Origin of the sequence: Plantactinospora alkalitolerans, from assembly GCF_015690345.1 — a bacterium.
Taxonomy (GTDB): Bacteria; Actinomycetota; Actinomycetes; order Mycobacteriales; family Micromonosporaceae; genus Plantactinospora; species Plantactinospora alkalitolerans.
On sequence record NZ_JADPUN010000428.1, the window covers coordinates 22421 to 47634 of the forward strand.

Sequence of the window (25214 nt, forward strand, 5' to 3'; positions counted from 1 at the left end):
ATCAGGGAAGCGCTCGGGGAGGCCGATGATGCGTGCGGTGATGTCTGAGTCGTTTGGGGCGATGCCGAAGGTCCGGGAGATGCCGGAGCCCTCGCCGGGAGGCGGCGAGGTGAAGATCGAGGTGCAGGCCTCGTCCATGAACGGCTTCGACGCGAAACTCGCCGCCGGTTTCCTGGAGGGTGCCGTGGAGCACCAGTTCCCGGTGATCCTCGGCCGGGATTTCGCCGGAATCGTCACCGAGGTCGGTCCGGGGGTCTCCGGATTCATGCCCGGCGAGAAGGTTTTCGGCGTGGTGTCCAAACCGGGTCTCGGCGACGGCTCGTTCGGCGAGTACGTGGTCGTACCGGAGGAGATCGGGCTCGCGCCGCTGCCCGCCGGGCTGGACTACCGGGCCGCCGGGGTGCTGGGGCTCGCCGGAGTGGCGGCGCTGGCCAGCGTGGACGCGGTGGCGCCGATGCACGGCGAGACGGTACTGATCTCCGGCGCGGCCGGTGGGGTCGGCCACTACGCCGTCCAGCTCGCCGCCGCGCGGGGCGCGACGGTGATCGCCACGGCCGAGGCGGGGCCACAGGCCGACCTGATGCACGAGCTGGGTGCCGCACACACCGTGGACCATCGGGCCGATCTCGCCGCCCAGGTACGTGAGTTGGCTCCGAACGGGGTGGACAGCGTCCTGCACCTGGCCGGCGACGCGGCGATGCTCGCCGACCTGATCGTCGCGGGCGGCCGGATGTCGTCGACCCTCGGCGCGGATCCCGGTCAGCTCGGCAACCGGGACCTGAGCACCACCGCGATCGAGGCGATGCCGGACCGGATAGTGCTCGACCACCTCGCCACCGAGGCGGCCTCCGATCGGCTGCGTCCCTCGATCGCCCGTACCTACCTGCTGGACGAGGTCCCGCAGGCGTTCGCCGACTTCAACCGGAGCGGCTCCGTCGGCAAGCTCGCCGTGGAGATCAGCTGAGGCCGTCGGCGGCGCGTGCGGCGAGCAGTTCGGGCGCCAGCACCACCACGATGCCCGGCTCGACCTGGACCAGCCCTTCGTCGGTCAGGGCGCGCAACGCCCGGTTGACGGACACCCGGGTCATCCCGATCGACTCCGCCAACCCCTGCTGGGCGCCCGGCAGCGGCACCCGCCGGCCGGTACGGGCCGCGGCCGTCACCAACCAGGCCGCCACCCGGGTACCGGCGTCGGAGAAGGAGGTACGGACCAGGTCCCGCTGCCGCTCGCGGAGCCGTCCGGCCAGGTGCCCCAGGACGTGTCGACGGACCGCCGGCACGTCGTCGATCAGGCGCAGCAGCTCTCCGGCGGGAACCAGCCGGTACCGCACCCGGGTCGCGGCGACCCAGGTGGCGGTGTAACCGCCGCTGTCCAGCACCGCGCTCTTGTCGACCGCGCACGGGGCACGGAACTCGCCGAGCCGGAGCCGCCGCCCGTCGGCCGTCTCGTGCACCCCGGTCAGGGTCCCCGCCTCCACCACGATCACGTGCGCCGCCGGCTGGCCCCGTACCGCCAGTACCGCACCGGCGGGGGCGGTACGCACCACCGAACGGTCGAGCAGCCGCCGCAGCCGGGCCGGGCCGAGTTCGGCGAAGACCGGCACCGCCGCCAGTCGCGCCAGATCCGTCGCCGCCGTCATCGGCCGATTGTGTCAGCTGATACAGCGGCGGGCCGGCCGGTGGTCGTACGGTCGGGAAATGATCGTTGTGGAACTGAGCTTCACCGACGACCCGGCCCGGCTGGCGGCGCGGCCGGCGCACCGCGAGCTGTTGACCCGGCTGCACGCCGAGGGTCGAATCGTGGCGGCCGGGCCCTGGCGGGACGACTCGGGCGCGCTGCTGTTGTTCGACGCGGACGAGCCGGCGGTACGCGAGATCCTTGCCACCGACCCCTACTACCGCACCCCGGGAGTGACCGTGGCCGGGGTGCGGCAGTGGCAACCGATCGTCGGCGGCGGCGGTCAGCCGGCCGGCTGACAGTCGGCAGGCCGGCCGACAACCCTGGATCAGGGCGACGAGATCGTCAGCGGCTGGGCTGTGGCGCCCGGGCCTTGGCCGCCTCGACGGCCCAGTTGAGCGCGTAGTCGGCCACCTCTTCCCAACCGGCCTGCCCCACGATGAAGTGCGGACGACCGGGGAACTCCTTGTAGCCGGTGACCGCGGTCGACTTCCGGTAGCGGCTGGCGGTCGCCCGGCTGACCGAGGGCGGTACGACCCGGTCGGCACCGCCGGCGATCAGCAGCAGCGGCGGCCGTTGCTCGTTGCCGTAGTCCACCCGCAACGCCGCCCGCGGATTCAGGTTCGCCAGCGCCGCCTCGAACAGCACGCCGCCCGCGGCCGGTACGTGGTACCGCCGGTAGACCCGCTCGGACTCTTCCCGGGACATGGTGTTGGTGAAGGCGTAGTGGAACTCGTCCATGCTCAGGGGCACGGCCCGGTGCCGGTTCGCCGGGTTCCGCAGCACCGGCAGGCTGGCCTTCAGGCTCGACAGCGGTACCCGTAGGACGCCCTTGACCGCGGCCGAGTCGATTCCGACCCCGGCCGCGCCCAATCCCCGGTCCAGCAGCATCTGGGCGAACGCGCCGCCGAACGAGTGGCCCATGATGATCGGCGGGCGGTCGAGGTCCCTGATGATCCGCTCGTAGTGGTCCACGATCTGGGCCGCGGTCAACTCGGCGATCGGACCGGAGTCCCGCCGCAACTCTTCGACCTCGTCGTCCATTCCGGGCCAGCCCGGGGTCAGGACCCGGAAACCGGCCTTCCGGTACCGGTCGGCCCAGTGCTCCCAGCTGCGCGGGCTCAACCACAACCCGTGGATCAGCACGATGGTGTCGGGTGGGGTCGGTTCGGGAGGGATGAGGGTCATCGTGTCCTCCTGCGGGGTCTCGATGTCCTGTTCCGGAGCGGTATCGAGCCGACTGCCCTCCTGGCGGCCCGGCGCGAGCACCGTGCGTCGGTTACCCCGGGCCGCCAGCACCAATCCGTTACCGGTCGAGTCGGCGGTACCGCCGGACGGAGAGCGGGAGGAAGATTCCGATCAGCAGGACCGGCCAGCCCAGCGCCATCGCCAGGGCGTGCTGCCGCAGCCACGAGTCGCCTTCCCAGCCGGGGTTGCCGAACAGTTCCCGGGTCGCGGACACCGTCGCGGACAGCGGGTTGCCCTCGGCGACCATCCCGAGCCACCCCGGCATGGTCTCCGGCGAGACCAGGGCGTTGGAGAGGAAGAGCACCGGCCAGACCAGGATCTGCATCGCGACCACCGCCTCCGGGTTGCGCAGCAGCAGCCCCAGGTAGATGCCGAGCCAGAGCAGCGCGAACCTGAGCAGCAGAAGCAACCCGAATCCGGCCAGTGCCGCGCCGACGGTGCCGTGCCAGCGCCAGCCGACCAGGAGTCCACAGGCGACCATGACGACCAGCCCGAGTACGGCGTTGAGCATGTCGGCGGTGCTCCGGCCCACCACCACCGCCGAGCCGGCCATCGGCATCGACCGGAACCGGTCGGTGACGCCCCGCGAGACGTCGGTGGCGATCGCCGTGTAGGTGCCCTCGATGCCGAAGAGCACGGTCATGGCGAACATGCCGGGCATCAGGAACTCCCGGTAGTTTCCGCCGCCCGGCACCGACATCCCGCCGCCGAACAGGTAGCCGAACATCAGCACCACCATGATCGGAAACAGCAGTCCGACCACCACCTGCACCGGTTGGCGGGCCCAGTGGATCAGGTCTCGCCGGGTGATGGTCCAGCCGTCCACGACCGCCCATCGCAGCCGGTGCAACGCCGTACGGGGCGGACTCGGGATCGCGACTGTCACAGTGCCACCTCTCGCTCGTTCGGGTCGGGAGTGGGCACGCCCGCTCCGACGCCCGGATCGGTGCCGGCACCCGGATCGGTGCCCGTGCCCGTGCCCGCTCCGGTGCCGGTGAGGTGCAGGAAGACCTCGTCCAGGGTGGGTCGGCGGAGCGCGATGTCCTCGGCCGTGATGCCCCGGTCGTCCAGCCCCCGTACCACCTCGGTCAGCGCTGCCATCCGGTCCCGCACCGGTGCGCTGACCCGCCGGTTGTCCTGGTCGAGTTCGGCGGGACCGCCGGTCACCCGGCCGAGCAGCGCGGCGGCGGCCGGAAGGTCGTCGGCCCGGTGCAGGACGACGTCGATCCGGTCGCGGCCGAGCAGGGACTTGAGTCCGTCCGGGGTGCCCTCGGCGACGATCCGACCGTCGTCGATCACGGAGATCTGGTCGGCGAGTTGATCCGCCTCCTCCAGGTACTGAGTGGTGAGCAGCACCGTCGTACCGGCGCTGACCAGTGCCCGCACGGCGGTCCACACCTCGTTGCGGCTGCGTGGGTCGAGCCCGGTCGTCGGTTCGTCCAGGAAGAGCACCGGCGGTGCCAGGATCAGGCCGGCCGCCAGGTCGAGCCGGCGACGCATGCCACCCGAGTACTGCCCGACCGGTTTGCCTCCCGTGTCGGCCAGCCCGAACCGGGCCAGCAGTTCGTCCGCCCGGCGGTCCGCCACCGCCGAGGGCAGGTGGTAGAGCCGGCCGAACATCGCGAGGTTCTGCCGGCCGGACAGGATCTCGTCCACCGCCGCGTGCTGGCCGACCAGCCCGATCCGCAGGCGCACCTGATCGGCCTGGCGGGCCACGTCGAACCCGGCCACCTCGGCCCGCCCGGCGTCGAACCGCAGCAGGGTGCCGAGGATCCGTACCGCCGTGGTCTTGCCGGCGCCGTTGGGTCCGAGGAGGCCGTGGACCGTACCGGCCGGAACGGTGAGGTCGAGTCCGGCCAGGGCGAGCTTGTCGCCGTACCGCTTGCGCAGCCCCTCGGCCCGAACAGCCAGGTCTGGGTCGCTCATGACCACCCCTAAATATCGTACACCGTATAGAGTGACGGCCGAGACTATAGCGTACGTCGTAAAGAGTTTCAACCGGAGAGAATGACGACGTGACGACGGAGTACAGCGGCACCGGTGACCCGAAGCGGAGCATGGAACTCCTCTGGGGCACCCAGGACCCGCCGCGACGTGGGCCGAAGCCGAAGCTCTCGGTACAGCGGATAGTCCGGACGGCAATCGAGGTCGCCGACGCCGAAGGGCTGTCCGGACTGTCGATGCGACGGGTCGCCGACGAGCTCGGAGTGACGGCGATGTCCCTCTACACGTACGTGCCCGGCAAGGCCGAGTTGATCGATGTCATGGTGGACACGGTGCACGCCGACCACCCCCGGCCGGCCGGCGACCAGAACGGAGACGGGGACGGGGACGCGGACGCGGACGCGGACGGAACCGGTTGGCGCACCGGGCTGGAACGGCTGGCCCGGGAGAACTGGGCGCGCTACCTCCGGCACCCCTGGCTGCTCCAGGTCGCGACGAGCCTGCCGGTGCTCGGCCCGCATCTCCTGGCCAAGTACGACCGCGACCTCACCGCCGTCGACGGACTCGGCCTGACCGAGATCGAGATGGACCTCGTGGTCAGCCTGCTCCACGACTACGTGTACGGCGCGGTACGCAGCGTCATCGAGGCCGCGCGCGCCGAGCAGCGTACGGGAATGACCGGCGAGCAGTGGTGGGAGACGTACGCCCCGCTGCTGGAGCAGGTGTTCGACGCCGACCGCTACCCCACGGCGTCCCGGGTCGGCAGCGTGTCCGGTGCCGAGTACGGCGCCCCCTCCGATCCGGCCCGTGCGTTCGAGTTCGGTCTGCAACGAGTGCTCGACGGCATCGAGACGCTGGTCCGAACCCGGGCGGCCGAGCCGCTTGCCGGGCAGACGTGACAGGTGTTCGGATAAGCGGATGACTCGTACCGGTCGCCGCGCCGAACGCCCGGTGAGCCTCCTCCCCGGCGATCCCGGCACGCTGCGTCGCGGCCGGATTGCGGTGTCCCTGCTGTTCCTGCTGTTCGGGGTCGCCATCGGCACCTGGACCGCCCGGATCCCCGCGATCAAGGAAAGACTCGGCCTGACCGACGGACAGCTCAGCCTGGCCCTGCTCGGGCTGGCTGCCGGAGCCATCACCGGAATGCAGGTCACCGGACGCCTGGTCGACCGGTACGGCGCCGCCCGGGTGATGCTGCCGGTGGCCTTCGCCGAGGGCGGCTGCCTGGTCCTTACCGCGTACGCGGGAAGTCTGACCACCCTGGCGCTGGCCCTGTTCGTCTTCGGCGCGGTACACGGAACGCTCAACATCGCGATGAACGCGAACGCCGTGGAGGTGGAGCGGCTCCGCCAACGGCCGATGCTGTCGTCATGCCACGCGGTCTACAGCATCGGCGGTTTCGTCGGTGCGGCCGTCGGGGGCCTCTACGCCCGAGCCGACGCCAGCGTGTCCAGTACCTTCCTGACGATCGCGGTCGCGGGGGTCGCCCTGGCAGCCTGGGCGACCCGCTGGGCACTGCCCGCCGCCGAGCGGCCCGACACCGGACAGGCGGCCGGCAGCCCGGCCGACGGTGCACCGTCCGGGGACGGTCGGCAGCCGCCCGGCGTGCTGTTCCTCGGCGTACTCGCGTTCTGCTGTCTGGTCGGCGAGGGTGCCGCCGCCGACTGGAGCACCGTCTACCTCCACGACAACCTGGGCAGCGGTCCGGGCTTCGCGGCCGCCGCCTTCGCGGCCTTCTCGGTGATGATGACCGCCGGCCGACTCGTCGGGGACCGGCTCGCCGCCGCCCTCGGCCCGGTCGTCCTGGTCCGTGGCTCCGGCGTACTGGCCGCGATCGGACTGGGGGGCGCGCTTCTGGTCGACCATCCGGTCGCCGGTCTGGTCGGCTTCGGCTGCCTCGGTGCCGGCCTGTCCTGTATCGCACCCCAGGTCTTCTCGGCCGCCGGGAACCGCGACCCCCGGCAGGCGGGTCGCGCCCTGGCCCGGGTGGCCGGGCTCGGCTACCTCGGGTTTCTAGTCGGGCCGGTGGTGATCGGCGGCGCCGCCGAGCTGATCGGACTGCCCCGGGCCCTGGCGATCCCGGCCCTGCTCGCACTCTTCGTCGCGTTGGCCGCCGGCGCGCTCCGGCCCCGAACCCGACGAGCCGAGGTCAGCCGCTGACCGGCTCGACGAACCGTACGTCGAGCGCGGGTTTTCCGCCGGTGAGGAAGCGGAGCAGGCTCTCGCCCTCGACCGCCAGCGCCTCGGCGTCCCCCTTGGACAGTCGGGCGAACGGCTCGATGGTCAGGGTCGCCGTACCCCGTGCGACGGTGGTCTTCCAGGTGCCGGCGGTGTACCCGTCGAGCAGAATGGCGCGGGGCAGCATGCCGTTGCGGGAGGTGTTGCGCCGGCGGTAGCCGTCGGTGACGACCCGGGTGCGATCGTCGTACGACAGCAGCAGGTTGTCGTAGTCGTACAGGAAACGGGGTGGTGCCGGAGTGTCCGGATCCGGCCGGGCGGCGTCCGGCAGGTCGAACAGCTCGGCACCGTTCTCGTCCCGGTAGCCGACCAGCCGGGACCCCATCCGCTCCACCACCTCGGCGAGCCGGGTCAGGCCCGACCAGACCTGCATGTCGCGCACCGTGGCCGGGCCGTACGCGGCCAGGTAGCGCGACAGCATCTCCTCGATCGGATAGTCGCGACGCGGCTCGGCGCCGAGCCAGTCGTCCAGGGTGGCGTGTGCGGCGATACCGGTACGCCCCCAGACCCCTCGCGGCGGCACCTGCACCAGCGGCACCCAGGCGCGGATGCCCTGGGCGAGCGCCGCCGGGTCCCGGTCCGGCCACCGCTGCGCCAACGACCGGCCGAGTTCGTCGAAGCTGAGTGGCCGTTCGTCGAGGAGTTCACGACCCGCCGCGACGACCTCGTCCCGCGCCAGTCCGATGAGCAACTTGCCGTGGTTGCTGCCCATGCCCCGTTCGATGAGCGGTTGCAGGAGCGGGCGCAGCGCCAGCGCGTCGGCGGCGCTCACCAGGTGGATGGTCGAGCGCATCAGTGCGATGCGCACCGCCTGGCGGCTGGTCAGCAACTCCCCGACGGTCTCCCCGCGACACTTCCGCAGCCGGGTCCACAGGCCGACGTACCAGGTCTGGGGTGTCTGGGCCTGGAGCCCCACCAGATGCTCGATCGCCTCGATCGCGGAGAGGTCCGAGCGGTCCAACAGGAGTTGCCGGTGCAGGGTCGCCCGGTTGAGCGCCCGGCGGTGCAGCACGGCCCTGGTCATCGTGGCGGTCAGCCTCCGTCGGTGGTCACGTCGCCCACACGTTAGTGCTCCACCTCGTCGGTGCCGGTGTCGGGTAGCATCCGCGTCACTACTCGACGGAAGGAAGCACCCGCGTGCTCTCTCTGCGGCCGGCCGCTGCCGGCCTGGCTCTCGCCGCGATGAGCCTTGTGGTGACGGGCTGCGGCGTCGATCCGGGGTCCGACGACAAGGCAGTGCCGCAGCAGGTCACGCCGGCGCCGACGCAGCTCGGTCCGGCGGAGAAACTGGCGGACGCCGCCGCGAAGACGAACAAGGGCGTCGTCACCGTCGTCATGCAGGCTTCGGGCATCCGGACCGAGCTCAGCATGGACCCGGCCGACAGGAAGGCCAAGCTGAGCATCGCCCTCGTGGACGAGGCGGGCGACACCCTGCGGGCCGAGGCGATCCAGCTCGGCACCGACCTGTATGTACGCACGTCCGACGTGCCCGGTGTGGCGAAGGGATGGATGCGCAGCAGCGTCACCGACCTTCCGGCGGGCAGCTCGTTCAACCTGTTGCCCGACAGCGACCACACCGGCGCGGCCGACCTCGCCAACTGTGTCGTCAACGCGAAACGGAAGGGCGGGTCCGACTTCGTCGGCACGCTGGACCTCACCCGCTCGCACTTCATCAGCAAGAGAGTGGTCGCCGGACTCGGGGCGAAGGCGAAGGCGGTTCCGTTCAGCGTTCTCGCGAGCCCCTCCGGCGACCTGTTCGAATTCCACATCGACATACCGAGCGTGCTGCCGACACACGGTGCGATCAAATACGCCTACAGCAGGTCGGACGGGGTGGACGCAGCAGCTCCGGCCGGCTCCAGGGCGACCGAGCTACCACGATCCGTCCTCGATCTCTTTCAGATCTGATCAGCCGGACTCTTTCAGATCTGACCAGCTGAAACGCTCCGCCTCCGCCGCGCCGTCCCCCGTTGCTCGCACCCGTGGCATTGGATGTATTTACCTTCGTCGTAATATGGGAGCGTTCCCACGCCGAGACAGCGTGACGAGGAGACGCATGACCCTGACCCGGCTGCTCGTGGTGAACGGGTGCAGCTTCGCCCGGGGCGCGGAGCTGGCCAGGCCCGAGCGCGAGTCCTGGCCGGCCCTGGTCGCCGGCGAACTCGGCATCGACGTGGTCAACCTGGCCTGTGACGGCGGATCCAACCGCCGAGCCGTCCGGACGACCGTGCAGCACCTGGCGGCGATCCGGGCCGCACACCAGGTGGAGTACGACCAGATCCTCTTCCTCGGGATGTGGACGGCTCTGAGCCGCAACGAGTACTACGACAGCGGCATCGAGGACGGGCCGCTACGACCGGACCTCGGCGTACGGCCGGCGCTGCCGGAAGAACTCCACTGGCAGCGGGTCGCCGACTGGAAGGCGGCCGAGGGCGACAAGCCGTCGAAGGCGTACCTCCGGCATCTGTTCAACACCACCGGCGAGACGGTGAACTTCTTCGTGGACTGGCTACTGCTGGAACACCATCTCGCCGGACGCGGCGTACCGAGCCGGTTCGCCTTCGCCTGGGAGATCCTGCCCGACCCGGTTCCGGCCGAGGCGGTACCCCTGATGCGCGCGCTCCGCGCCGACCTCGTCTTCGGGGAGCTGCCACCCCGGCCCCGGGACACCTTCCGGGAGATGGTGCGCGGCAGGGTTCCGTTCGGCGACTGGGACCATCCGCTGCGGGAGGGACACCGGCACTTCGCCGACGCGATGCTGGGCTGGCTGACCGCCGACGAGCGGCTGTGCTTCCCCCTGCCCGACCGGATCGGCCGCTGACGACAGGTACGCCCCGGCTATCTCGCCACCTGCCCGACCTGCTCCGACCCGACCTGCTCCGATCCGACCTGCTCCGGCCCGGGAGATCCCGAGCCGTCCGGGTGACCCGGTGCGCGATGCGCCGTGGACGCGCCCTCGGAAGGCTCCGAAACCGGGTGCTCCTTCCACAGCTCGTCGGCCTGGTACCGGACACCGGTACGGGCCCGTACGGCGTCCAGGGTGCGCAGCACGGCGATCGTGTCCGCCGCCGTGGCCAGCGGACTCTCGGTCAGCCCGGCCCGCAGGCACCGCCCCACCTCGACCGCCTCGTGGACGAAGCCCTCACCCTCGAACGGCACCTCGATCAGGCGAGGTTCGGCATCGGCCGGATACAGGGTCAACCCCGCCGGCCGGAAGAAACCCCGGCCGAGTTCGATCCGTCCGGCGCTGCCGCTGATCGCGGCGGTCCACGGGGTGTCGGCGACGATCGAGCAGGACAGGGTGGCCAGGGCGCCGCCCCGATGACCCAGCAGTATCGCGGTGGTCTCGTCGATGCCGTACGGGCTGAGCGTGGCGACGGCCGTCACCGACTCGGGCGGGCCGAGCAGCAGGTGGGCCAGGGTCACCGGATAGATACCGAGATCGAGCAGGGCACCCCCGCCCAGCGCCGGGTCACGCAGCCGGTGCCCGGGGTCGACCGGCGCCACCAGACCGAGATCCGCCTGGACGAGTCGGGGTACCCCGACCGCACCGTCCCGGACGAGTTCCACGAGTCGCCGGATCGCCGGCACACACCGCATCCACATGGCCTCCATCACGAAGAGGCCGGCGCTCCGGGCCCGGGCCACGAGGTCGGCGGCCTCGCCGGCGTTGACGGTGAACGGCTTCTCGCACAGCACCGGCCGACCGGCGTCCAGACACGCCGTGACGGCGGCGTGGTGCGTCGAGTGCGGGGTGGCGACGTACACGACGTCGACCCCGTCGTCGGCGAGGAATTCGGCCCAGTTGCCGTACGCACGGGGAATCTCGTGGTGGTCGGCGAACCGGACGGCGGCCGCCCGGGTCCGCGATCCCACCGCGACCACCTCGGCGTCCGGCAGTCGTACCAGGTCGCTGACGAACTCCCCGGCCACCCATCCGGTACCCAGGATGCCCCAGCGGACCGGTCGGCCGGTCGGCGCTCCGCTCACCGACCGGATCCCGGCGCACCCGCGAGCGCCGCCGCGCCCTCCGCCGCCAGCACCGCCGCTGCCTCCGCCCCCGCCAGCACCGGTGAGCCCGTCGGCCGGGACATCCCGACCGGCACCGATTCGGCCACCTGATGCCGCCGGTCGAGGTCGTCGCGTAACGCCAGGCAGTCGCGTACGTAGTTCCCGGCTCGGGCGATCGGCGGATGCGGGTCGCCGGTTCCGCAGTACTCGACACAGATCGCCGGCACACCGAGCGCGGACGCCTTGGTTATCCAGGCGTAGTTGTCCAGCACCCCGTCTGCGGTGTCCACATTGAAGTTGGCGCGGCCGCCGTCCGGGTGCAGGTTCTTCAGGTGGAAGTAGCCGAGCCGGCCGGCGAACTGGTCGAGGATCTCGGGATCCCGGTCGGCCGGACTGACGACGTAGGCGTTGCCGGGATCCGCCGTGGCGAACACGGCCGGGTGGTCGACCATGTCCAGCAGCCGGGCGGTGGTCGCCACGGTGTCGTGTACGGAACCCGGATAGACCTCCACCCCGACCCGTACACCGAGCCGCCCGGCGTACTCGCCGAGCTGCCGGTACCCCTCGGCGGCCCGGTCGTAGTGCCGCTCCTCGGCGATGGCGCTGCCGTTGCGCCGCCAGTCGTCCGGATCCCGCTCCAGGGTTCCGGACCAGCCGTTGACCAGTTCGATGCCGTGCCGGGCGCAGGCGTCGATGGTCCGCCGTGCCAGCGCCAGCGACGCGGCCCGGTCCACCGGGTCGTCGCCGACGAAGCCACCGGTGTAGCCGACGCAGTGGATCGCCACCCCGTACCGCCGGCCGAGCGCCACCGCCGCCGCGACCTCGTCTTCCACCCGGGCCGGATCGAAGTGGAAGTGGACCAGTTCGACGCCGTCCCAGCCGTACCGCCTGGCGACCGCGAAGACGTGCCGTAGGGGGTACCGGCGGAACGTGTAGCTGTGCAGGACGAGCTTCATGTGTTCTGCCCTCCGCTCAACGCCAACCGCACTCCGCCGTTGGCGACGCTGCGTTCAAGCGCGTGCAGCACCCGCAGGTCCCGCAACGCGCGGGGGATGCTCACCTCGGCCGGCACCGGAGCCCCGGCTGCGCTGGCGGCGAAGGTCCGGTACTGGGCGACGTACGGGTCCACCGGCTCCGGCCGCAGCCAACGCCGTCCCTGCTCGTCGCAGACCAGTACCGAGCCGCCGGAGTTCATCGCCCACGAGTCCCGGACCACCGCCAGGCCTCGCTCGCAGACGACCGTGTACCGCGAGACACCGCCGCCGGGCGACTCGGCGAACGACGACTCCAGTTGGAGCCGTAGCCCGTCGCCGAACCACAGGGTCGCCTCCACGTAGATGTCGGTCCGCACCGGGTCGCCGCCCGGATAACCGGTGGCGCGGCAGGCCGTCGGCGGCACGCCGAACACGTCCACCGCGGTCAGCAGCGGATAGATGGCGAGGTCGCCGAGGCAGCCGAGTCCGCTGTCGGCGCGACGGTTGCGCCAGTCGCCCTGGCGGTGTCCGAGATGGCTGGCGGTGATCGACCGGGGTATGCCGAGTCGTCCGGACCGGACCAGTTCGACGACGGCCCGGTTGTAGGCGTTGTACCGGGACATGTAGCCGACCATCGCCGGCGCCCCGGAGGCCATCGCGGCCCGGAGGATCCACTGCCCGCCGTCGACGGTGTCGGCCAGTGGCTTCTCGACCAGGGTGGGGAGGCCTCGGGCCAGGGCTCGGCAGGCGAACTCGGCGTGCCGCCGGTTGGGGGTGGCCACGTGCACCCCGTCCAACGGGGTACGCAGGAACTCGCGGGCGTCGGTGCCGCACCAGGCCTCCGGAAATCGGGTCGCCACCACGCGGAGCGCCTCGGGGTCCTGGTCCAGTACGGCGGCCAGCCGCAGGTCGTCGGCTTCCGCGATCGCGGGCAGCAGCGACTCGCGGGTCAGGCACCCGGCGCCCACGATGCCGATCCGGAACGTCATCGGGCATCTCCCGTTCCACCGGAGCCGACGCCACGGGTCCGGGCGGCACCGGACGTGTCCGGGCACCAGTCCAGCAACAGGCTGCGGGGGGCGAGCGAGGCGTGGGTGGCGCCGGCTATGGCGTCCAGGGTGTGCCGTTGCGCGGTCAGCGCGCCGTCCAGCGCCGGATCGCCGGTGACCGCCGGGCGGACCGGAGCGAGCAGCACCGCCACGCCGACCGACGGGGTGTGCCAGACGAGTTGGTACGAGTGGTGGTTCCAGGTGCTGCCCTCGTGCACCTCGACGGACCGGTCGAGCCGCTCGGCCAGCCGACCGGCGGGCACCGCCGTCGACAGGCCGCCGCCGTACCCGACGACGTGTACGGCGGTCAGGTCCGGTCGTTCCGCCAGCCATCCCGCGAGCACGCCGACCAGTTCGTCGACGCTGCCCACCACCCGGCCTCCGCCGGGGCGGTCGGCGGCGGTCGGCGCCAGGGGCATCAGCCGCTTGTAGCGGTTCACCGCGTCGTGGGTGGCGAAGCGGAGTCCGTGCCGGACCGCCACGCAGGCGACCAGGGCGGCGACGGCGTAGCTCGCGGCCATGGCGGCGGCGACCGCTCCGGCGGGTCCGCCGGCCGGACGCAGCCCCGAAATGCCCTCGGCGACGTCGACGACCACCTCTCCGGCAGCGGCGGCCGGGCCGGGAAGTTCCGCCATGGCCACGTCCGGCCACGGCCGGAACCGCTCGGACTTGCCGCCCCAGCCCTGCCGGGCGGCCTGGAGGGTCCAGAGTCGCAGGCCGGGGCCGGATCCGCGCGGCAACCGGAAGACCACCCGCGGTCCTCCGGTCGCCGGGAAGCGGCGGGACTCCTCGCCGGCCCACTCCCCGATCGCCCGGGTCGCCGTCGCGAACTCCCGGTACGCGTCGGAGAACCCTGGCCAGCAGAGCATCCGGGCGGCGAGCAGCGCCGGTCGGGAGAGCGGAGTGCCGTAGAGGGCCACCTGGTCACGGGCGCCGGTCAGGGACAGCGCTCCGTCGCGTTCGGACAGCCAGACCGGTGCCGCACCGCCGACCCGGTGCCAGGCCACCGCGAGCGTGGCGGCGAGCAACCGGGTCTCCCGGGTACGCCCCGACGCGCTGATCGCGAAGCCGGTGGTGGATCCCGTCGTACCCATCTGGGCCAGCACCCGTTGGGCGGCGCTCGGATCGAGGGTGTCCAGCACCCAGACCGTGGACTGGCCCGGCAGCGCCTCGCAGACGGCCCGCAGGCCGAAGGCCCAGCCGCCGGTGCCGACGAACACCGCCCGGCGGCAGCCCCGCAGCGGCGCCCCACCGGTGCGGGCCCCGACCAGGCGGGACACGACCGGCCAGGACGGGGCGTGCACCCAGCCGAGCCGGGGCACCCCGGCCAGGCTGGCCAGTGCGGCGACGGTTCCCGCCGGTCCGTGCCGTTCACCACGGGCCGCCGCGCGGACGTACGCCCAGACTTCGGCTCCGCTCGGCTCCGACCGTCGTACGCCGGTCACGGCGAACCTCGGTCCCACGTCCACGCCGGTACGGCCCACTCCGCCGACCCCGAGCGCGAGTCCGACTCCGAGTCCGAGTCCGACCCCGAGCGCGACCCCGAGTCCGCTTCCGGGCCTGCCGGCGCGGGCGGCGTCCCGGTCGCCAGGGCACGCAGGGCCGCCCAGGCCCGGTGCAGGTCGGCCGCGCCGATCTCGTCGATCGAGTCGACGAACCCGCCCAGCCCGATTCCGATCGGTACGGCCAGGTGCAGTTCACCGCCCTTGTGCGGCAGTACGTGGGTCCGCAGCGCCCGCCACAGCTCGTCGGCCGCACAACAGTCGTCGTACGTCGGCAGTCCGATCCGGCGGAGCAGCGTCTCGGCCCGCTCGGCGACGGCCAGGGGCAGCCGGCCGGCGCTGACCCCGAGCCGGCAGGAGAGCGCCATCCCGATCGCGACCGCCTCGCCGTGCCGGAGCCGGTAGTCGGACCGCTCCTCCAGGACGTGGCCGAACTCGTGGCCGAAGTCCGCCAGCCGGCGCAGCCGCCGCTCCCAGGGGTTCTCCTCCAGCTCGACCAGCATCGCCGCGACGGCGCGTCGGAGCACCTCGTCGAGCACCGGGGCGCCGTCCGGGGTCCGCAGTGCGTGATGGTGCTCCTCGACCAGGGTGTACAGCCGGGCGTCCCGGACCAGCGCGATCTTGACTATCTCGGCCAGCCCGCACCGGAACTCGGCGTCGGGCAGGGTGGCGAGGAATCCGGGGTCGCAGAGGCAGGCCATCGGTGCGTGGTACGCGCCGAGCAGGTTCTTCCGCCCGTCCAGGTCGACGCCCACCTTCAGTCCCACGCCCGCGTCGACGAGTCCGACCAGGGTGGTCGGGATCCGCAGGTAGGGCGTGCCGCCGGGATGGCAGGCGGCGACGTACCCGACCAGGTCGAGCACGGTGCCGCCGCCGACGGCGAGGATCCGGTCGTCCGGGCCCAACCGCATCCGCTGGGCGGTCCGGAGCAGTTCCTCGGCCGCGTCGAGGGTCTTCCCCCGGGGCGAGCTGCGTACCGGCAGCACCGTGAAGCCGCCGAGCCGGCCCCGGCGGGACCGCGCGGCCAGGGTGCGCCGGGTGGCGCCGGTGACCTCGGCGGAGTAGTCGTCCACCACCGCCAGCACCCGGGCACCGGCCGGCAGGTACGCCGAGAGTGCGGGGTTGTCGGGGTCGAGAACTCCGCTGGCGAACGTGACCTGGTAGGACACCTCACGGATCTGGTACGCCCGGACCGATGTCAGGATCGACGCCCGCGCCGGGGCCGGGAACGACACCCGCATCGGGGCCGGGATCGAGGCCGGTGTCCGGACCGGCTCCGGCTCCGGCGCCGTCGTCGGCGGCGGTTGCCAGACCCGGTGGTCGCCGGGGCCGTACCGGCGCAGCAGCCGGGTCACCGCGCCCAGCGCCGCGCGCCGGAGCACGGACGGCCGCAGCCGGTCCGGACCCCGGTCCAGCTGATCGGCGAGTACGTCGTCGAAGCTGGCGAGGTGGCGCAGCGCCCATTCCTCGTCGGGGCGTACCGGGCCGCTGTCGCCGAGCAGCCTGTCCACGTCGACCACCACGAACGGGTCCCGCCCGGCGGCGGCGATCGCGGGATCACCGGCCACCGTACGGGCGTCCCAGTGCAGGGACGCGAGCAGCGCAGGCAGGTCGTCGTGCACCCGCACCGCGTGGGCGTAGCGGCGGTACATGGCGGCGGCGAGCGCGGTCGTGGCGGTCGACTCGGTCCCGGCGATGGACAGGAACGCGTCACGGCGGCCGAGCCGGTCCGTCACGGCGGCCCGGACCACCGCCCGGATCGGGTCGGCGCCGGACAGCCCGGTCAACGTCCGGCCGTCGACCGTCCGGTGATGGTCGAGCGCACCCCGGTCCCGCCAGTGGTCGAGGTAGGTGGCGAGTCGCCGCCCCTGCTCCGGACGGTCGCAGACGGCGAGGATCCGCCGGGCCCCGCCGAACGCCCGCAGCAGGGTGGGGTTGCCCGGACTGAACAGGTTCCGCCGCATCCGCAGTTCGAAGATGTCGATCAGTTCGGCCCGGAACGAGTCCTTGAGCCCGGGCCCGGATCGGGCGGCGGGGCGGGGAACGTCGTGGCTGGGGCCCGGAACCGTGACCGGGGTTGTCGTCGGCATCGACTCAGGCCGGTGTCGGCCGGGAGCGGGAGCGCCGCAGCAGGTCGACCGGCACCTCAGATGGTCGACACTGGGCGAACCGGAACGAGCGAACCATCTCAATCCCGTGCCGGATAACCGGGCGTCCGCCGTCGTCAACTATTTGATCGCCATTGGTCCGGAGAAACCCCCCGGGGCATGCCAAAACAAACCGGGACACGGACATGCCACCCCCTGCCTTTCCCCTCGTCGGGTGCATTGCCCGTTCGGATCGATATTGACTCAATACGATTTAACGACAATCGTCAAGAGGTGGACCAAGATCAGATGGACGCGCTCCCATGACGTACCGTACGAGCCTGTCGGCCGTCCTGGCAAGGCGCTCAAGCTCAGCGAGGTCAACAGGTCCGCTGTTGCCCCCACTGATGAAGGACGATATTTTACTGTGGGATGTTAGCGCTCCCACCCACCGGTCCCAACCCAGGAGTCACGGGGCGAAAAATGGTTTGGTCCAGCACGTTGAGGTCTGTCCTATCGCTCGTACGCCGCCTGATCCGGCGTCGTCGACGGGGCCACCCGCGCGACCCCTTTCTCTACAAGTGAACGACGACGCCATTCGGAAAATCGGCATGCCGTCCCGCCCCGGACCCGACCGCCGCACTCCCGGCCGGAGTGGCCCGACGGCATAGCATCGGGCGGGTGGCCAGCGACCCCGTTCCCGGCGAACCCGATCCCCGGCTGCACCGGCCCCGGATCGTCACCCTGGCCGCGCTGGTCGGCACCCTGCTGACCGGTCTGGCCATGCCGGCGATCGGCCTGCACCGGGAGTCCGATCCGGACCGGACGCTGCTCGCGCCGGTGGACGCCGCACGTGCCGGCCGGGAGGCCGCCGAGGTACAACGGCTGGCCCTCTCGGCCCTCACCGAGGTACGCGAGGCGGTGCACGGGTGCCGGACCGTCGACCTGCGGGACCAGCTCACCGCGACCGCGCAGGTGCTGCGCTCCTCCGGCGTACGGTGCACGGTCGACCAGCCGGACGAGGAGGTGCCGCTGGAGGCCGCGAGCCAACTGGTTCCCGTCCTGCGGGAGGCCAGCACCAACCTGTTGCGGCACAGCCGGGCCAACTGGTGCAGGATCGAGCTGCGACGGGACGGCGGAAGGATCCGGATGACGGTGTCGAACGACGGGGTGGGACCGGCCGAACCGGACCGGCACAGCTTCGGGCTGCGCGGGCTCGCCGAGCGGCTGACCGACGCCGACGGGACGCTCCGGACCACCCACGACGACGGCGTGTTCACGGTCGAGGCCACCGTACCGACCGCGCGATGATCCGGGTCCTGCTCGCCGACGACGAGGAACTGATCCGGGTCGCGGTGGCCGCCCTGCTCGATCTGGAGGCCGACCTCGAGGTGGTGGCGCAGGCGGCCGACGGTCGGGCCGCGGTGCGGGCGGCTCTGGCGCACCGACCGGACGTGGCGGTCGTCGACCTGGAGATGCCGACGCTGGACGGCCTGGCGGTCACCGCCGAACTCGCAAGGGCACTTCCCTCCTGCGCGGTGGTGATCCTGACCGGCCGGGGACGGCCGGCGCACCTGCGCCGGGCCCTCACCACGGGGGCCTGGGGCTTCCTGGCCAAGGGCGCGCCCGGCGGCGCGCTCGCCGACGTCATCCGGCGGGTGCACGCAGGTGCCCGGTACGTCGACCCGACGCTGGCGGCGGAGGCCCTCGTCGCCCCCGAGTGCCCACTGACCCCGCGCGAGCTGGAGGTGCTGCGGCTGGCCGGCACCGACACGCCCGTCGCGGTGGTGGCTCGGCGCGCGCAACTCTCCCAGGGGACCGTCCGCAACCACCTGGCGGCGGTGGTCGGCAAGCTCGGCGTGGCCACCCGCGCGGAGGCACATCGGACCGCCCTCGACAACGGGTGGCTGTAGAACGTCAGGGCCCCCCTCGCGGGCGAGCCGGCCCAGCCCATCGCTCAGTAGGAGCGGGCGCGGGTGGGCGTCACCCGGATCACTGTGGAGAAGTCCGCGAAGGTCTCCTCGGGCGTCACGCCCGCCCACCGCATCGACTCCAGGTGCTTCTGCACGTAGCCGGAGATCTCGTCCTCGCGGAGCGGCGCGGGCTCACCCGGCGGCGCGGGATCCAGCTCGGCGACGCCCTCGATGGTGAGGACGCTGAATTCCTCCGCGTCGCCGTCGAGATCCAGGTGCAGCGCCACTCTGGGGTTGTCCCGCAGGTTGCGGACCTTCGCTATCCCGGGCTTGCTGATAATCAGAAACCTCGCACCGTCCCACACGTAGCCCACCGGTGACGTCTGGGGCTGCCCGTCGGGGTTGACGGTGGTCAGCCAGATGACCGTCTCGTCCCGAAGTCGTTGCTCGGCGCGGATACCTGCCTCGGTTCCGAGGTGGGGAAGCATCCACGCAGTTTATTGGGAACCGCTCGATTCTCGGTGCGGCGCGGCTCCCGTACGGTGATATCCGTGGGTGGCGCAGGCGCGAGACTCGGCATCGACTTCGGCACGTTCAACACGGTCGCGGTGCTGGCCCTACCGGGCCGGGAACCCCGACCGATGCTGTTCGACGGGTCTCCGCTGTTGCGCTCGGCCGTCTGGGCCGACACCGGGGAACGGATGCTGGTCGGGCAGGATGCCCTGCACACCTCGATATCCTTCCCGCAGTCGTTCGAGCCGTACCCGAAGCGGTGCGTCGACGACGGCACCGTGCTGCTCGGCGAGCGGGAGATAACCGTCGAGGACCTGTTCGCCGTGCCGCTGCGTCGGGTCGCGACCGAGGCCCGGTTGAGCACCGGCGAGCCGATCACCGAGGCGGTGCTGACCTTCCCCGCCGCCTGGGGAACCCAACGCCGGGCCACCCTGTTGGCCGCGGCGAACAAGATACTGCCGACCGTACGACTCGTCGCCGAGCCGGTCGCCGCCGCCAACTTCTTCGTCGAGGTGGCCGGGAGCCAACTGCCGGTCGGACAGTGCGCGGTCGTGTACGACTTCGGTGCCGGCACCTTCGACGTCACCGTCGTACGTCGTACCGGCGACGGGTTCGAGATCCTCGCGACCGAGGGACTCGCCGACTGTGGCGGGCTCGATATCGACGCCGCCATCGTGGAGCGGCTCGGCGCCGCCATCGGGGCCGGCGACGAGTCGACGTGGAACCGGTTGACCAGTCCGGTCACCGCCTCCGATCGCCGGGCGAGCCAGCAACTGTGGGCCAACGCGCGGGCCGGCAAGGAGATGCTGGCCCGTACCACCACGACCGTGATCCACGTGCCGCTGTTCGATGTGGAGCTGCCGCTGGGCCGCGAGGAGCTGGAGGAACTGGCCGAACCGATCATCGCGCGGACCGTCGCGACCACCCGGCGGGTGCTCGGCCGGACCGAGGATGCGGAGGAGACTCTCGCCGCGATCTTCCTCTCCGGCGGCTCCAGCCGGATGCCGGCGGTCAGCTCGGCGCTGCACCGGGCGCTGGACATCACTCCGAGCGTGGTGGAGCAGCCGGAACTGGTCGTGGCCGAGGGCAGTCTGCGGATCCCCGCGACGTCTGCCGGGTCGGCCACCGCCGCCGCCGAGTCGACGGCGGCGGTCCCCGCCGTACCGGCCGGATCGTGGACGTCGAGATGGCGGTCCCGGCGAGTCCGGGTCGCCGGGGTGGCCGCGGCGGTCGTCGGGATCCTCGGCGCGGTCGCCACCATCACCGCCATCGCCAGCGGCGACGGACCGGACCGATCCGGAAGCGGCGCGGGCAATCTGGCGGCGAACGTCTCCTCGACCCCCACTTCCACCCCGACTCCGTCGGTCACCCCCACGGTGACGGCGAGCGGGGTGGACAGTTGCATGGTCGGCGTCTGGCGCGAGGTGAGCGACCAGAAGACCGGAAAGATCAACAATCGGAACGTGCAGTACACCGGGCCCGGCGGCACCCTGCAGACCTACACCGCCGACGGCAGGGTGACGCTGGACTTCAACCGCAGCAAGGACCTGACCACAACCGTCGGCGGCGTCAAGTGGCGACAGCGGACCCGCGGCACCGCGTCGGCCAACGTGTACCACCGCAACGGCATCGAGTACGTCAGCAACGTACGGGCCAAGGGATCGATAACGCTCTACCGGGGCAGCAGCCGCAACAACAGTGATCCACTGACGCTGATCCTGGAGCCGTCCGAGTACATCTGCACAGGAGACAAGATGCGGTTCTTCGGCGACGGCGGCTCCAGCGAATGGGTCCGGGTGCGTTGAGCACCATGATTTCCACCGGCCAGCTTCCTGAACTGGTGTTCACCCTTGCCCTCTCGGTGGCCCTGGCTGCGATGACGCTCGGGGTGCTCTACTGGGTGATCCGGCTGGCGGTCCGGCATGCGATCGAGGATGCCGACCGTCGCCGGACGAGTCAGCGGAGGTAGTCCGCCGCCCGATCGGACCGGTGGGATTCGGCCGGCCGACGTCTGCCGCCGGCCGGCCGACTCGCCCTGACCGCTGGTCGGACGCGCGACGTACTCCCCGGCGGCTCGACGCTGTCCACCGCGTCGGTCCGGTCTCGGCCAGCCCGCACAGCGCGCATTCGGGTCGGATCCGGCTCGTCGGAAGCTCGCCGAAGCGCTCTTGACGGATCGATCTGCTGGTTTGCTATTGTGCTAGCACTCTAGCAGAAGTGAGATCCCGATGATCGAGTTCCATCTGGACGCCCGCTCCGGCGTCGCGAACTACATGCAGCTGATCCATCAGGTCCGCCACGCCATGCGACTCGGCCTGCTGAACGAGGGCGATCGGCTGCCCACCGTCAAGGAGGTCGTGGCGAAGGTGGCGATCAATCCGAACACCGTGCTCAAGGCGTACCGGGAGCTTGAATACGAGGGTCTGGTGACGCTCCGGACCGGGGTCGGCACCTTCGTCACCCGGACCCTCAGCGACGAGTCGTTGGGCGCACACGGACCCCTACGCCTGAAGCTGCAACAGTGGCTCGCCGAAGCCCGGGAGGCCGGACTCGACGAGGAGAGCATCGAAGCCCTCCTCCTGAGCACGTTCCGCGCGCCCGCCGAGGGGAAGGCATGACCACGACCACCGTGATCGGGGCCGACGGTCTGGGCAAACGGTACGGCCGCCGCCAGGCACTCGCCGACTGCACCCTGGATATTCCGGCGGGACGTGTCGTCGGGCTCGTCGGCCCGAACGGCGCCGGCAAGTCGACCCTGCTGCAACTGGCGAGCGGACTGCTGTCGCCCACCTCGGGCACGATCGAGGTCCTCGGCGCCAGCCCGGCGAGCACACCGGCCCAGATGGCCAAGGTCGGATTCGTCGCCCAGGACACCCCCACCTACGCCGGGCTGTCCATCCGCGAGCACCTGCACCTCGGTGCCCGGCTCAATCCCACCTGGGACGCGGAGTTCGCGGCACGCCGGATCAGGCAGCTCGACCTGGACCCCGGCCAGCGGGCCGGCCGGCTCTCCGGCGGCCAACGCGCCCAGCTCGCCCTGACGCTCGCCATCGCCAAACGACCCGAACTACTGCTCCTCGACGAGCCCGTGGCCAGCCTGGATCCGCTCGCCCGCCGGGAATTCATGCAGGTGCTGATGGAATTCGCCGCCGAGCAGGGCGCCAGCGTCGTGCTCTCCTCACATCTGGTCGCCGACCTGGAACGGGTCTGCGACTACCTGATCGTGCTCGCCCGGTCACGGGTCCGCCTCGTCGGAGACGTCGACGAACTGCTGGCCAGCCATCACCGCCTCACCGGCGCCTACCGCGAGCCGGCCACCCTCCCCGCCGGCCAGGAGGTCATCCACAGCAGCCACACCGAACGGCAGTCCTCACTGATCGTGCGCAGCACCGCCCCCATCGACAATCCATCGTGGACGACACAGCGGCTCGATCTGGAGGATCTGGTCCTCGCGTACATGTCGAACTCCGCGACCATCGGTTCCATCCCCGTACCGGAGGCACAGCGATGATCTGGTTGACCTGGCGCCAATTCCGCATCCAGGCCTGGACCGCCCTGGCCACCCTGACGGCGCTGGCCGTCGCGCTGGTGATCACCGGCCCCGAGGTGACCAGGCTCTACCACAGCAGCGGGTTCGCCGGCTGCCGTACGGACTGTGCCGCGCTCAGCAGCGGGTTCCTCAACCAGGTGATCAACGGTACGACCGGTCCCCTGTACTGGCTCGGCATCGCCGTGATGTTCGTGACGCCCGCCCTCATCGGGGTGTTCTGGGGAGCGCCGCTCGTTGCCCGGGAACTGGAGGCCGGTACCCACCGGCTGGTCTGGAGCCAGAGCGTCCCCCGGAGCCGGTGGCTGGTGGCCAAGCTCCTCGGTGGCAGCCTGGTCAGCATGGCGACGGTCGGGCTGTTCAGCCTCGCCGTGACCTGGTGGGCCGACCCCATCGACAGCGCCTATCTGAACCGGATGTTCCCGGAGATCTTCGCCGCGCGCGGAATCGTCCCGATCGGCTACGCGGCGTTCGCGTTCGTCGTCGGAGTAACCGTCGGAATGGTCCTGCGTCGCACGGTTCCGGCCATGGCCGTCACCCTCGTGGTCGTCGCCGCCGTGCAGCTCGTCATGCCGTTCCTGGTCCGGGGACAGCTCATCCAGCCCGTCGAGGTCACGGCACCGTTCCAGACCACGGCGGTGAAGTCGCTCCATATCAAGGACGGCGGAGGCATCACCGTGACCGGCAGGGTGTCACAACCGGGCGCCTGGGTCGTGTCCAACCGGACGGTCACTCCGTCCGGCGTCACGTTCACCGGACCCGTCGACGCCGAGGCCTGCGGCCGGACGAGCTTCTCCCAGCCGAAGTGCATGGCCTGGCTCGACACGCTGAACCTCCGCCAGGAGGCGTCCTACCAGCCCGCCAACCGCTTCTGGGCACTCCAGTGGTACGAAGCGACCGTCCTGCTGACCCTCGCCCTCGCCCTTGCGGGCTTCTCGTTCTGGTGGATCCGCCGCCGCCTGACCTGACCGGAACCCGCCCCGCACACCCCTCGCACCCACAGGTCGCAGATGCTGGCGTTCCTCGTCCCCGGGGCCGGCGAGGGACCGGCTGTTCCCTCGCCGGAGGGTCTACCGATCCCGCGCCTGCCCCAAGGGACGGGGATTCCCTCCGCACTGCGCGCGGAACACGCGGCGCCCGGGTGGGCGGAGCTGTTCAGGCGGCGGGCCCCTTCTCGGAGCCCCCGGAATCCAGGAAGAGTCCGAGGGCCTCGACGACGAGGCGATGGTCGTCGAGTTGGGGCAGGCCCGAGACACTGACGGTGCCGACCGGGCCGGTGCCCCTGACGATGATCGGGAAGCAGCCGCCGTGCGCGGCGTACCGGGCCGGTTCGAGGTGGGATTGTTCCTCGAAGGTCGTGCCGCGGTCGCGGTACGACTGGCCGACGAGGTAGGAGCTGTGCCCGAACCGGCGGACGACGCGAATCTTGCGTTCGATCCAGTCGTCGTTGTCGGCAGAGGTGCCGGGCAGCGCGTAGTGGAAGAGTTGCTGGTCGCCGAGACGGATGTCGACGGTGACAGCGTGGCCTCGCTCTCTGGCCAGCCCGACCAGCTGACTTCCCAGATGCCAGGCGTCGTCATGGTCAAAGCGGTCGAACTGGAGGCGTTCCTCCTGCTCCTGAAGCTCTGGCATCACGGCGTACAGCTCCCTTCCTCGATCGTCACACCGATCTAAGCAGAGAAGGAACCGGCGAGCGGCTTCCCGGTGTGCCGGCGGCACACATTTCCGCTTCGAGCCGCGGCCCTCGACCTGCCGCTTGTGAAGTCTGCCCCCATTACTGGCGTCAGGCCTCACCCCTGCCGCTGGGCGTAAAAACGGGATCGGGTCCTATATTCTCAGCGAGAGCGTCGAATCGAACGCCGTCGACGAAAGCAGCCACCAGGAAGTCGACGATTCCACCGCTGAACTCGGACCACGTGTCACCTCGGCTCTGGTCCACCACGATGCGCCAGGAATCGGGGGAATCCAGTGGGCTCCGCAGCCAGTACACAGAATTTCCGTTGTCTGTTCCCGCAACCGGGACAAGTTCCTCCGGAGCGTACGGGAGCGGCTCGAACTCGGCAAGAAATTCGAGTTTGTCGGCGTTCATCCGTATCTGAGTTCTCAGCTCGGTGAACTCGTAGTCGGACCTTGGTTGATAGACCATCAAGAACCTACCGAATGTTCCGAGTCCATATGTCTCCACCAGCAATTTGTAATCGGCTGGCAGAGCGAATCCGATGGTTGATTCGAACCGTAACCAGTCGGTTTGCACCAACACCGCGTCTGGCGGCGGCGGTATTGCCTTCGTCAGACGTTGCCAGCCACCAAGGAGTCCGCCAGAGCCGCCAGGGACAGGTGCTTCCAAGGAAAACCCCCTGCTCGGGGAAGAGTGGATAGAATCCGCTCTTCTTTCTCGATGTCGATGTCGATGTCGATGTCGATGTCGATGGACCGTTCGTGGCTGCTGGTCGCGCCGGCGCTCGCGATCGCGTGACCGACGTAGGGGCTGTCGGACACCGGGAAGCGTC

26 protein-coding genes and 1 pseudogene are annotated in these 25214 nt (G+C 71.1%); 13 read left to right on the forward strand and 14 right to left on the reverse strand.

All coding sequences use genetic code 11. The annotated features are described in order from the left end of the window. Window positions 1-40: 40 nt before the first annotated feature. On the forward strand, window positions 41-964 hold the full coding sequence (locus I0C86_RS42060) for an NADP-dependent oxidoreductase (protein ID WP_230395648.1): 924 nt from the start codon (window positions 41-43) through the stop codon (window positions 962-964). On the opposite strand, the gene I0C86_RS42065 is transcribed toward I0C86_RS42060, so the two are convergent. Further along, window positions 957-1640, reverse strand: a complete 684-nt coding sequence (locus I0C86_RS42065; RefSeq protein ID WP_196206896.1) for a Crp/Fnr family transcriptional regulator — start codon at window positions 1638-1640, stop codon at window positions 957-959. The genes I0C86_RS42060 and I0C86_RS42065 overlap by 8 nt on opposite strands. 58 nt (window positions 1641-1698) lie before the next feature. Here I0C86_RS42065 and I0C86_RS42070 point away from each other — a divergent pair, with 58 nt between their 5' ends. Next, window positions 1699-1977, forward strand: a complete 279-nt coding sequence (locus I0C86_RS42070; protein ID WP_196206897.1) for a YciI family protein — start codon at window positions 1699-1701, stop codon at window positions 1975-1977. A 46-nt stretch (window positions 1978-2023) separates the two neighbouring features. Here the strand turns inward: I0C86_RS42070 and I0C86_RS42075 are convergent, their stop codons facing one another. The 3 genes from I0C86_RS42075 to I0C86_RS42085 form a co-directional block, all read right to left on the reverse strand. After that, a complete protein-coding gene (locus I0C86_RS42075) occupies window positions 2024-2866 on the reverse strand; it encodes an alpha/beta hydrolase (protein ID WP_196206898.1) in 843 nt (280 codons plus the stop codon). A 118-nt stretch (window positions 2867-2984) separates the two neighbouring features. Continuing rightward, a complete protein-coding gene (locus I0C86_RS42080; RefSeq protein WP_230395658.1) occupies window positions 2985-3767 on the reverse strand; it encodes an ABC transporter permease in 783 nt (260 codons plus the stop codon). A gap of 41 nt (window positions 3768-3808) precedes the next feature. Further along, a complete protein-coding gene (locus tag I0C86_RS42085) occupies window positions 3809-4852 on the reverse strand; it encodes an ATP-binding cassette domain-containing protein (protein ID WP_196206899.1) in 1044 nt (347 codons plus the stop codon). 89 nt (window positions 4853-4941) lie between these two features. Here I0C86_RS42085 and I0C86_RS42090 point away from each other — a divergent pair, with 89 nt between their 5' ends. Next, on the forward strand, window positions 4942-5769 hold the full coding sequence (locus I0C86_RS42090) for a TetR/AcrR family transcriptional regulator (protein ID WP_323374170.1): 828 nt from the start codon (window positions 4942-4944) through the stop codon (window positions 5767-5769). A gap of 19 nt (window positions 5770-5788) precedes the next feature. Further along, window positions 5789-7030: an MFS transporter gene (locus I0C86_RS42095; RefSeq protein ID WP_196206900.1), complete on the forward strand. Its 1242-nt coding sequence runs from the start codon at window positions 5789-5791 to the stop codon at window positions 7028-7030. Here I0C86_RS42095 and I0C86_RS42100 read toward each other — a convergent pair. Then, complete coding sequence (locus tag I0C86_RS42100) at window positions 7020-8132, reverse strand: winged helix DNA-binding domain-containing protein (RefSeq protein WP_196206901.1); 1113 nt, start codon at window positions 8130-8132, stop codon at window positions 7020-7022. The genes I0C86_RS42095 and I0C86_RS42100 overlap by 11 nt on opposite strands. Window positions 8133-8245: 113 nt before the next feature. Here I0C86_RS42100 and I0C86_RS42105 point away from each other — a divergent pair, with 113 nt between their 5' ends. Both I0C86_RS42105 and I0C86_RS42110 read left to right on the forward strand, forming a co-directional pair. Next, on the forward strand, window positions 8246-9016 hold the full coding sequence (locus I0C86_RS42105; protein WP_196206902.1) for a hypothetical protein: 771 nt from the start codon (window positions 8246-8248) through the stop codon (window positions 9014-9016). A gap of 148 nt (window positions 9017-9164) precedes the next feature. Beyond that, window positions 9165-9929, forward strand: coding sequence for a DUF6071 family protein (locus I0C86_RS42110; protein ID WP_196206903.1), 765 nt, complete (start codon window positions 9165-9167; stop codon window positions 9927-9929). A 182-nt stretch (window positions 9930-10111) separates the two neighbouring features. On the opposite strand, the pseudogene I0C86_RS42115 reads toward I0C86_RS42110, so the two are convergent. From I0C86_RS42115 to I0C86_RS42135, 5 genes and pseudogenes are all read right to left on the reverse strand, one after another. Continuing rightward, a pseudogene (locus I0C86_RS42115) lies at window positions 10112-11098 on the reverse strand (Gfo/Idh/MocA family protein); the annotation flags it as partial. Further along, window positions 11095-12075: a sugar phosphate isomerase/epimerase family protein gene (locus I0C86_RS42120; RefSeq protein WP_196206905.1), complete on the reverse strand. Its 981-nt coding sequence runs from the start codon at window positions 12073-12075 to the stop codon at window positions 11095-11097. The pseudogene I0C86_RS42115 and the gene I0C86_RS42120, both read right to left, overlap by 4 nt. Beyond that, window positions 12072-13082, reverse strand: a complete 1011-nt coding sequence (locus I0C86_RS42125; RefSeq protein WP_196206906.1) for a Gfo/Idh/MocA family protein — start codon at window positions 13080-13082, stop codon at window positions 12072-12074. Before I0C86_RS42125 ends, I0C86_RS42120 begins: the two co-directional genes overlap by 4 nt. Beyond that, window positions 13079-14587, reverse strand: a complete 1509-nt coding sequence (locus I0C86_RS42130) for a phosphoheptose isomerase family protein (RefSeq protein WP_196206907.1) — start codon at window positions 14585-14587, stop codon at window positions 13079-13081. The genes I0C86_RS42125 and I0C86_RS42130 overlap by 4 nt, the downstream gene beginning before the upstream one ends. Further along, complete coding sequence (locus tag I0C86_RS42135) at window positions 14584-16734, reverse strand: sedoheptulose 7-phosphate cyclase (protein ID WP_196206908.1); 2151 nt, start codon at window positions 16732-16734, stop codon at window positions 14584-14586. The genes I0C86_RS42130 and I0C86_RS42135 overlap by 4 nt, the downstream gene beginning before the upstream one ends. A 678-nt stretch (window positions 16735-17412) precedes the next feature. Here I0C86_RS42135 and I0C86_RS42140 point away from each other — a divergent pair. After that, a complete protein-coding gene (locus I0C86_RS42140) occupies window positions 17413-18042 on the forward strand; it encodes a sensor histidine kinase (protein WP_196206909.1) in 630 nt (209 codons plus the stop codon). Beyond that, complete coding sequence (locus I0C86_RS42145) at window positions 18039-18644, forward strand: response regulator transcription factor (RefSeq protein ID WP_196206910.1); 606 nt, start codon at window positions 18039-18041, stop codon at window positions 18642-18644. The genes I0C86_RS42140 and I0C86_RS42145 overlap by 4 nt, the downstream gene beginning before the upstream one ends. Window positions 18645-18688: 44 nt before the next feature. Here the strand turns inward: I0C86_RS42145 and I0C86_RS42150 are convergent, their stop codons facing one another. Beyond that, on the reverse strand, window positions 18689-19132 hold the full coding sequence (locus I0C86_RS42150; protein WP_196206911.1) for a pyridoxamine 5'-phosphate oxidase family protein: 444 nt from the start codon (window positions 19130-19132) through the stop codon (window positions 18689-18691). Window positions 19133-19195: 63 nt separating this feature from the next. Between I0C86_RS42150 and I0C86_RS42155 the strand changes: the two genes are divergently transcribed. From I0C86_RS42155 to I0C86_RS42175, 5 genes are all read left to right on the forward strand, one after another. After that, a complete protein-coding gene (locus I0C86_RS42155) occupies window positions 19196-20962 on the forward strand; it encodes an Hsp70 family protein (protein WP_196206912.1) in 1767 nt (588 codons plus the stop codon). Beyond that, on the forward strand, window positions 20959-21126 hold the full coding sequence (locus I0C86_RS42160) for a hypothetical protein (RefSeq protein ID WP_196206913.1): 168 nt from the start codon (window positions 20959-20961) through the stop codon (window positions 21124-21126). Before I0C86_RS42155 ends, I0C86_RS42160 begins: the two co-directional genes overlap by 4 nt. Before the next feature lie 259 nt (window positions 21127-21385). Beyond that, window positions 21386-21775: a GntR family transcriptional regulator gene (locus I0C86_RS42165; RefSeq protein WP_196206914.1), complete on the forward strand. Its 390-nt coding sequence runs from the start codon at window positions 21386-21388 to the stop codon at window positions 21773-21775. Beyond that, window positions 21772-22668, forward strand: coding sequence for an ABC transporter ATP-binding protein (locus I0C86_RS42170; protein WP_196206915.1), 897 nt, complete (start codon window positions 21772-21774; stop codon window positions 22666-22668). Before I0C86_RS42165 ends, I0C86_RS42170 begins: the two co-directional genes overlap by 4 nt. Beyond that, window positions 22665-23672 (forward strand): ABC transporter permease subunit, encoded by a 1008-nt coding sequence (locus tag I0C86_RS42175; RefSeq protein ID WP_196206916.1) that lies wholly within the window; start codon window positions 22665-22667, stop codon window positions 23670-23672. The genes I0C86_RS42170 and I0C86_RS42175 overlap by 4 nt, the downstream gene beginning before the upstream one ends. A gap of 187 nt (window positions 23673-23859) precedes the next feature. Here I0C86_RS42175 and I0C86_RS42180 read toward each other — a convergent pair whose 3' ends face one another. From I0C86_RS42180 to I0C86_RS42190, 3 genes are all read right to left on the reverse strand, one after another. Continuing rightward, entirely contained in the window at window positions 23860-24336 is a 477-nt protein-coding gene (locus tag I0C86_RS42180; protein WP_196206917.1) for a heme-degrading domain-containing protein, read from the reverse strand. Window positions 24337-24487: 151 nt separating this feature from the next. Then, window positions 24488-24964, reverse strand: coding sequence for an SMI1/KNR4 family protein (locus I0C86_RS42185; RefSeq protein ID WP_323374171.1), 477 nt, complete (start codon window positions 24962-24964; stop codon window positions 24488-24490). Window positions 24965-24993: 29 nt separating this feature from the next. Then, window positions 24994-25203: a hypothetical protein gene (locus tag I0C86_RS42190; protein ID WP_196206919.1), complete on the reverse strand. Its 210-nt coding sequence runs from the start codon at window positions 25201-25203 to the stop codon at window positions 24994-24996. Window positions 25204-25214 lie beyond the last annotated feature (11 nt).

Excerpts from the sequence above, each read along its gene's own strand:
- I0C86_RS42180 (WP_196206917.1), bottom strand. The coding sequence starts at position 24,336 with ATGCCAGAGCTTCAGGAGCAGGAGGAACGCCTCCAGTTCGACCGCTTT.
- I0C86_RS42085 (WP_196206899.1), bottom strand. The coding sequence starts at position 4,852 with ATGAGCGACCCAGACCTGGCTGTTCGGGCCGAGGGGCTGCGCAAGCGG.
- I0C86_RS42065 (WP_196206896.1), bottom strand. The coding sequence starts at position 1,640 with ATGACGGCGGCGACGGATCTGGCGCGACTGGCGGCGGTGCCGGTCTTC.
- I0C86_RS42175 (WP_196206916.1), top strand. The coding sequence starts at position 22,665 with ATGATCTGGTTGACCTGGCGCCAATTCCGCATCCAGGCCTGGACCGCC.
- I0C86_RS42075 (WP_196206898.1), bottom strand. The coding sequence starts at position 2,866 with ATGACCCTCATCCCTCCCGAACCGACCCCACCCGACACCATCGTGCTG.
- I0C86_RS42150 (WP_196206911.1), bottom strand. The coding sequence starts at position 19,132 with ATGCTTCCCCACCTCGGAACCGAGGCAGGTATCCGCGCCGAGCAACGA.
- I0C86_RS42145 (WP_196206910.1), top strand. The coding sequence starts at position 18,039 with ATGATCCGGGTCCTGCTCGCCGACGACGAGGAACTGATCCGGGTCGCG.
- I0C86_RS42070 (WP_196206897.1), top strand. The coding sequence starts at position 1,699 with ATGATCGTTGTGGAACTGAGCTTCACCGACGACCCGGCCCGGCTGGCG.
- I0C86_RS42060 (WP_230395648.1), top strand. The coding sequence starts at position 41 with ATGTCTGAGTCGTTTGGGGCGATGCCGAAGGTCCGGGAGATGCCGGAG.
- I0C86_RS42100 (WP_196206901.1), bottom strand. The coding sequence starts at position 8,132 with ATGACCAGGGCCGTGCTGCACCGCCGGGCGCTCAACCGGGCGACCCTG.
- I0C86_RS42165 (WP_196206914.1), top strand. The coding sequence starts at position 21,386 with ATGATCGAGTTCCATCTGGACGCCCGCTCCGGCGTCGCGAACTACATG.
- I0C86_RS42120 (WP_196206905.1), bottom strand. The coding sequence starts at position 12,075 with ATGAAGCTCGTCCTGCACAGCTACACGTTCCGCCGGTACCCCCTACGG.
- I0C86_RS42125 (WP_196206906.1), bottom strand. The coding sequence starts at position 13,082 with ATGACGTTCCGGATCGGCATCGTGGGCGCCGGGTGCCTGACCCGCGAG.
- I0C86_RS42110 (WP_196206903.1), top strand. The coding sequence starts at position 9,165 with ATGACCCTGACCCGGCTGCTCGTGGTGAACGGGTGCAGCTTCGCCCGG.
- I0C86_RS42170 (WP_196206915.1), top strand. The coding sequence starts at position 21,772 with ATGACCACGACCACCGTGATCGGGGCCGACGGTCTGGGCAAACGGTAC.
- I0C86_RS42135 (WP_196206908.1), bottom strand. The coding sequence starts at position 16,734 with ATGCCGACGACAACCCCGGTCACGGTTCCGGGCCCCAGCCACGACGTT.
- I0C86_RS42095 (WP_196206900.1), top strand. The coding sequence starts at position 5,789 with ATGACTCGTACCGGTCGCCGCGCCGAACGCCCGGTGAGCCTCCTCCCC.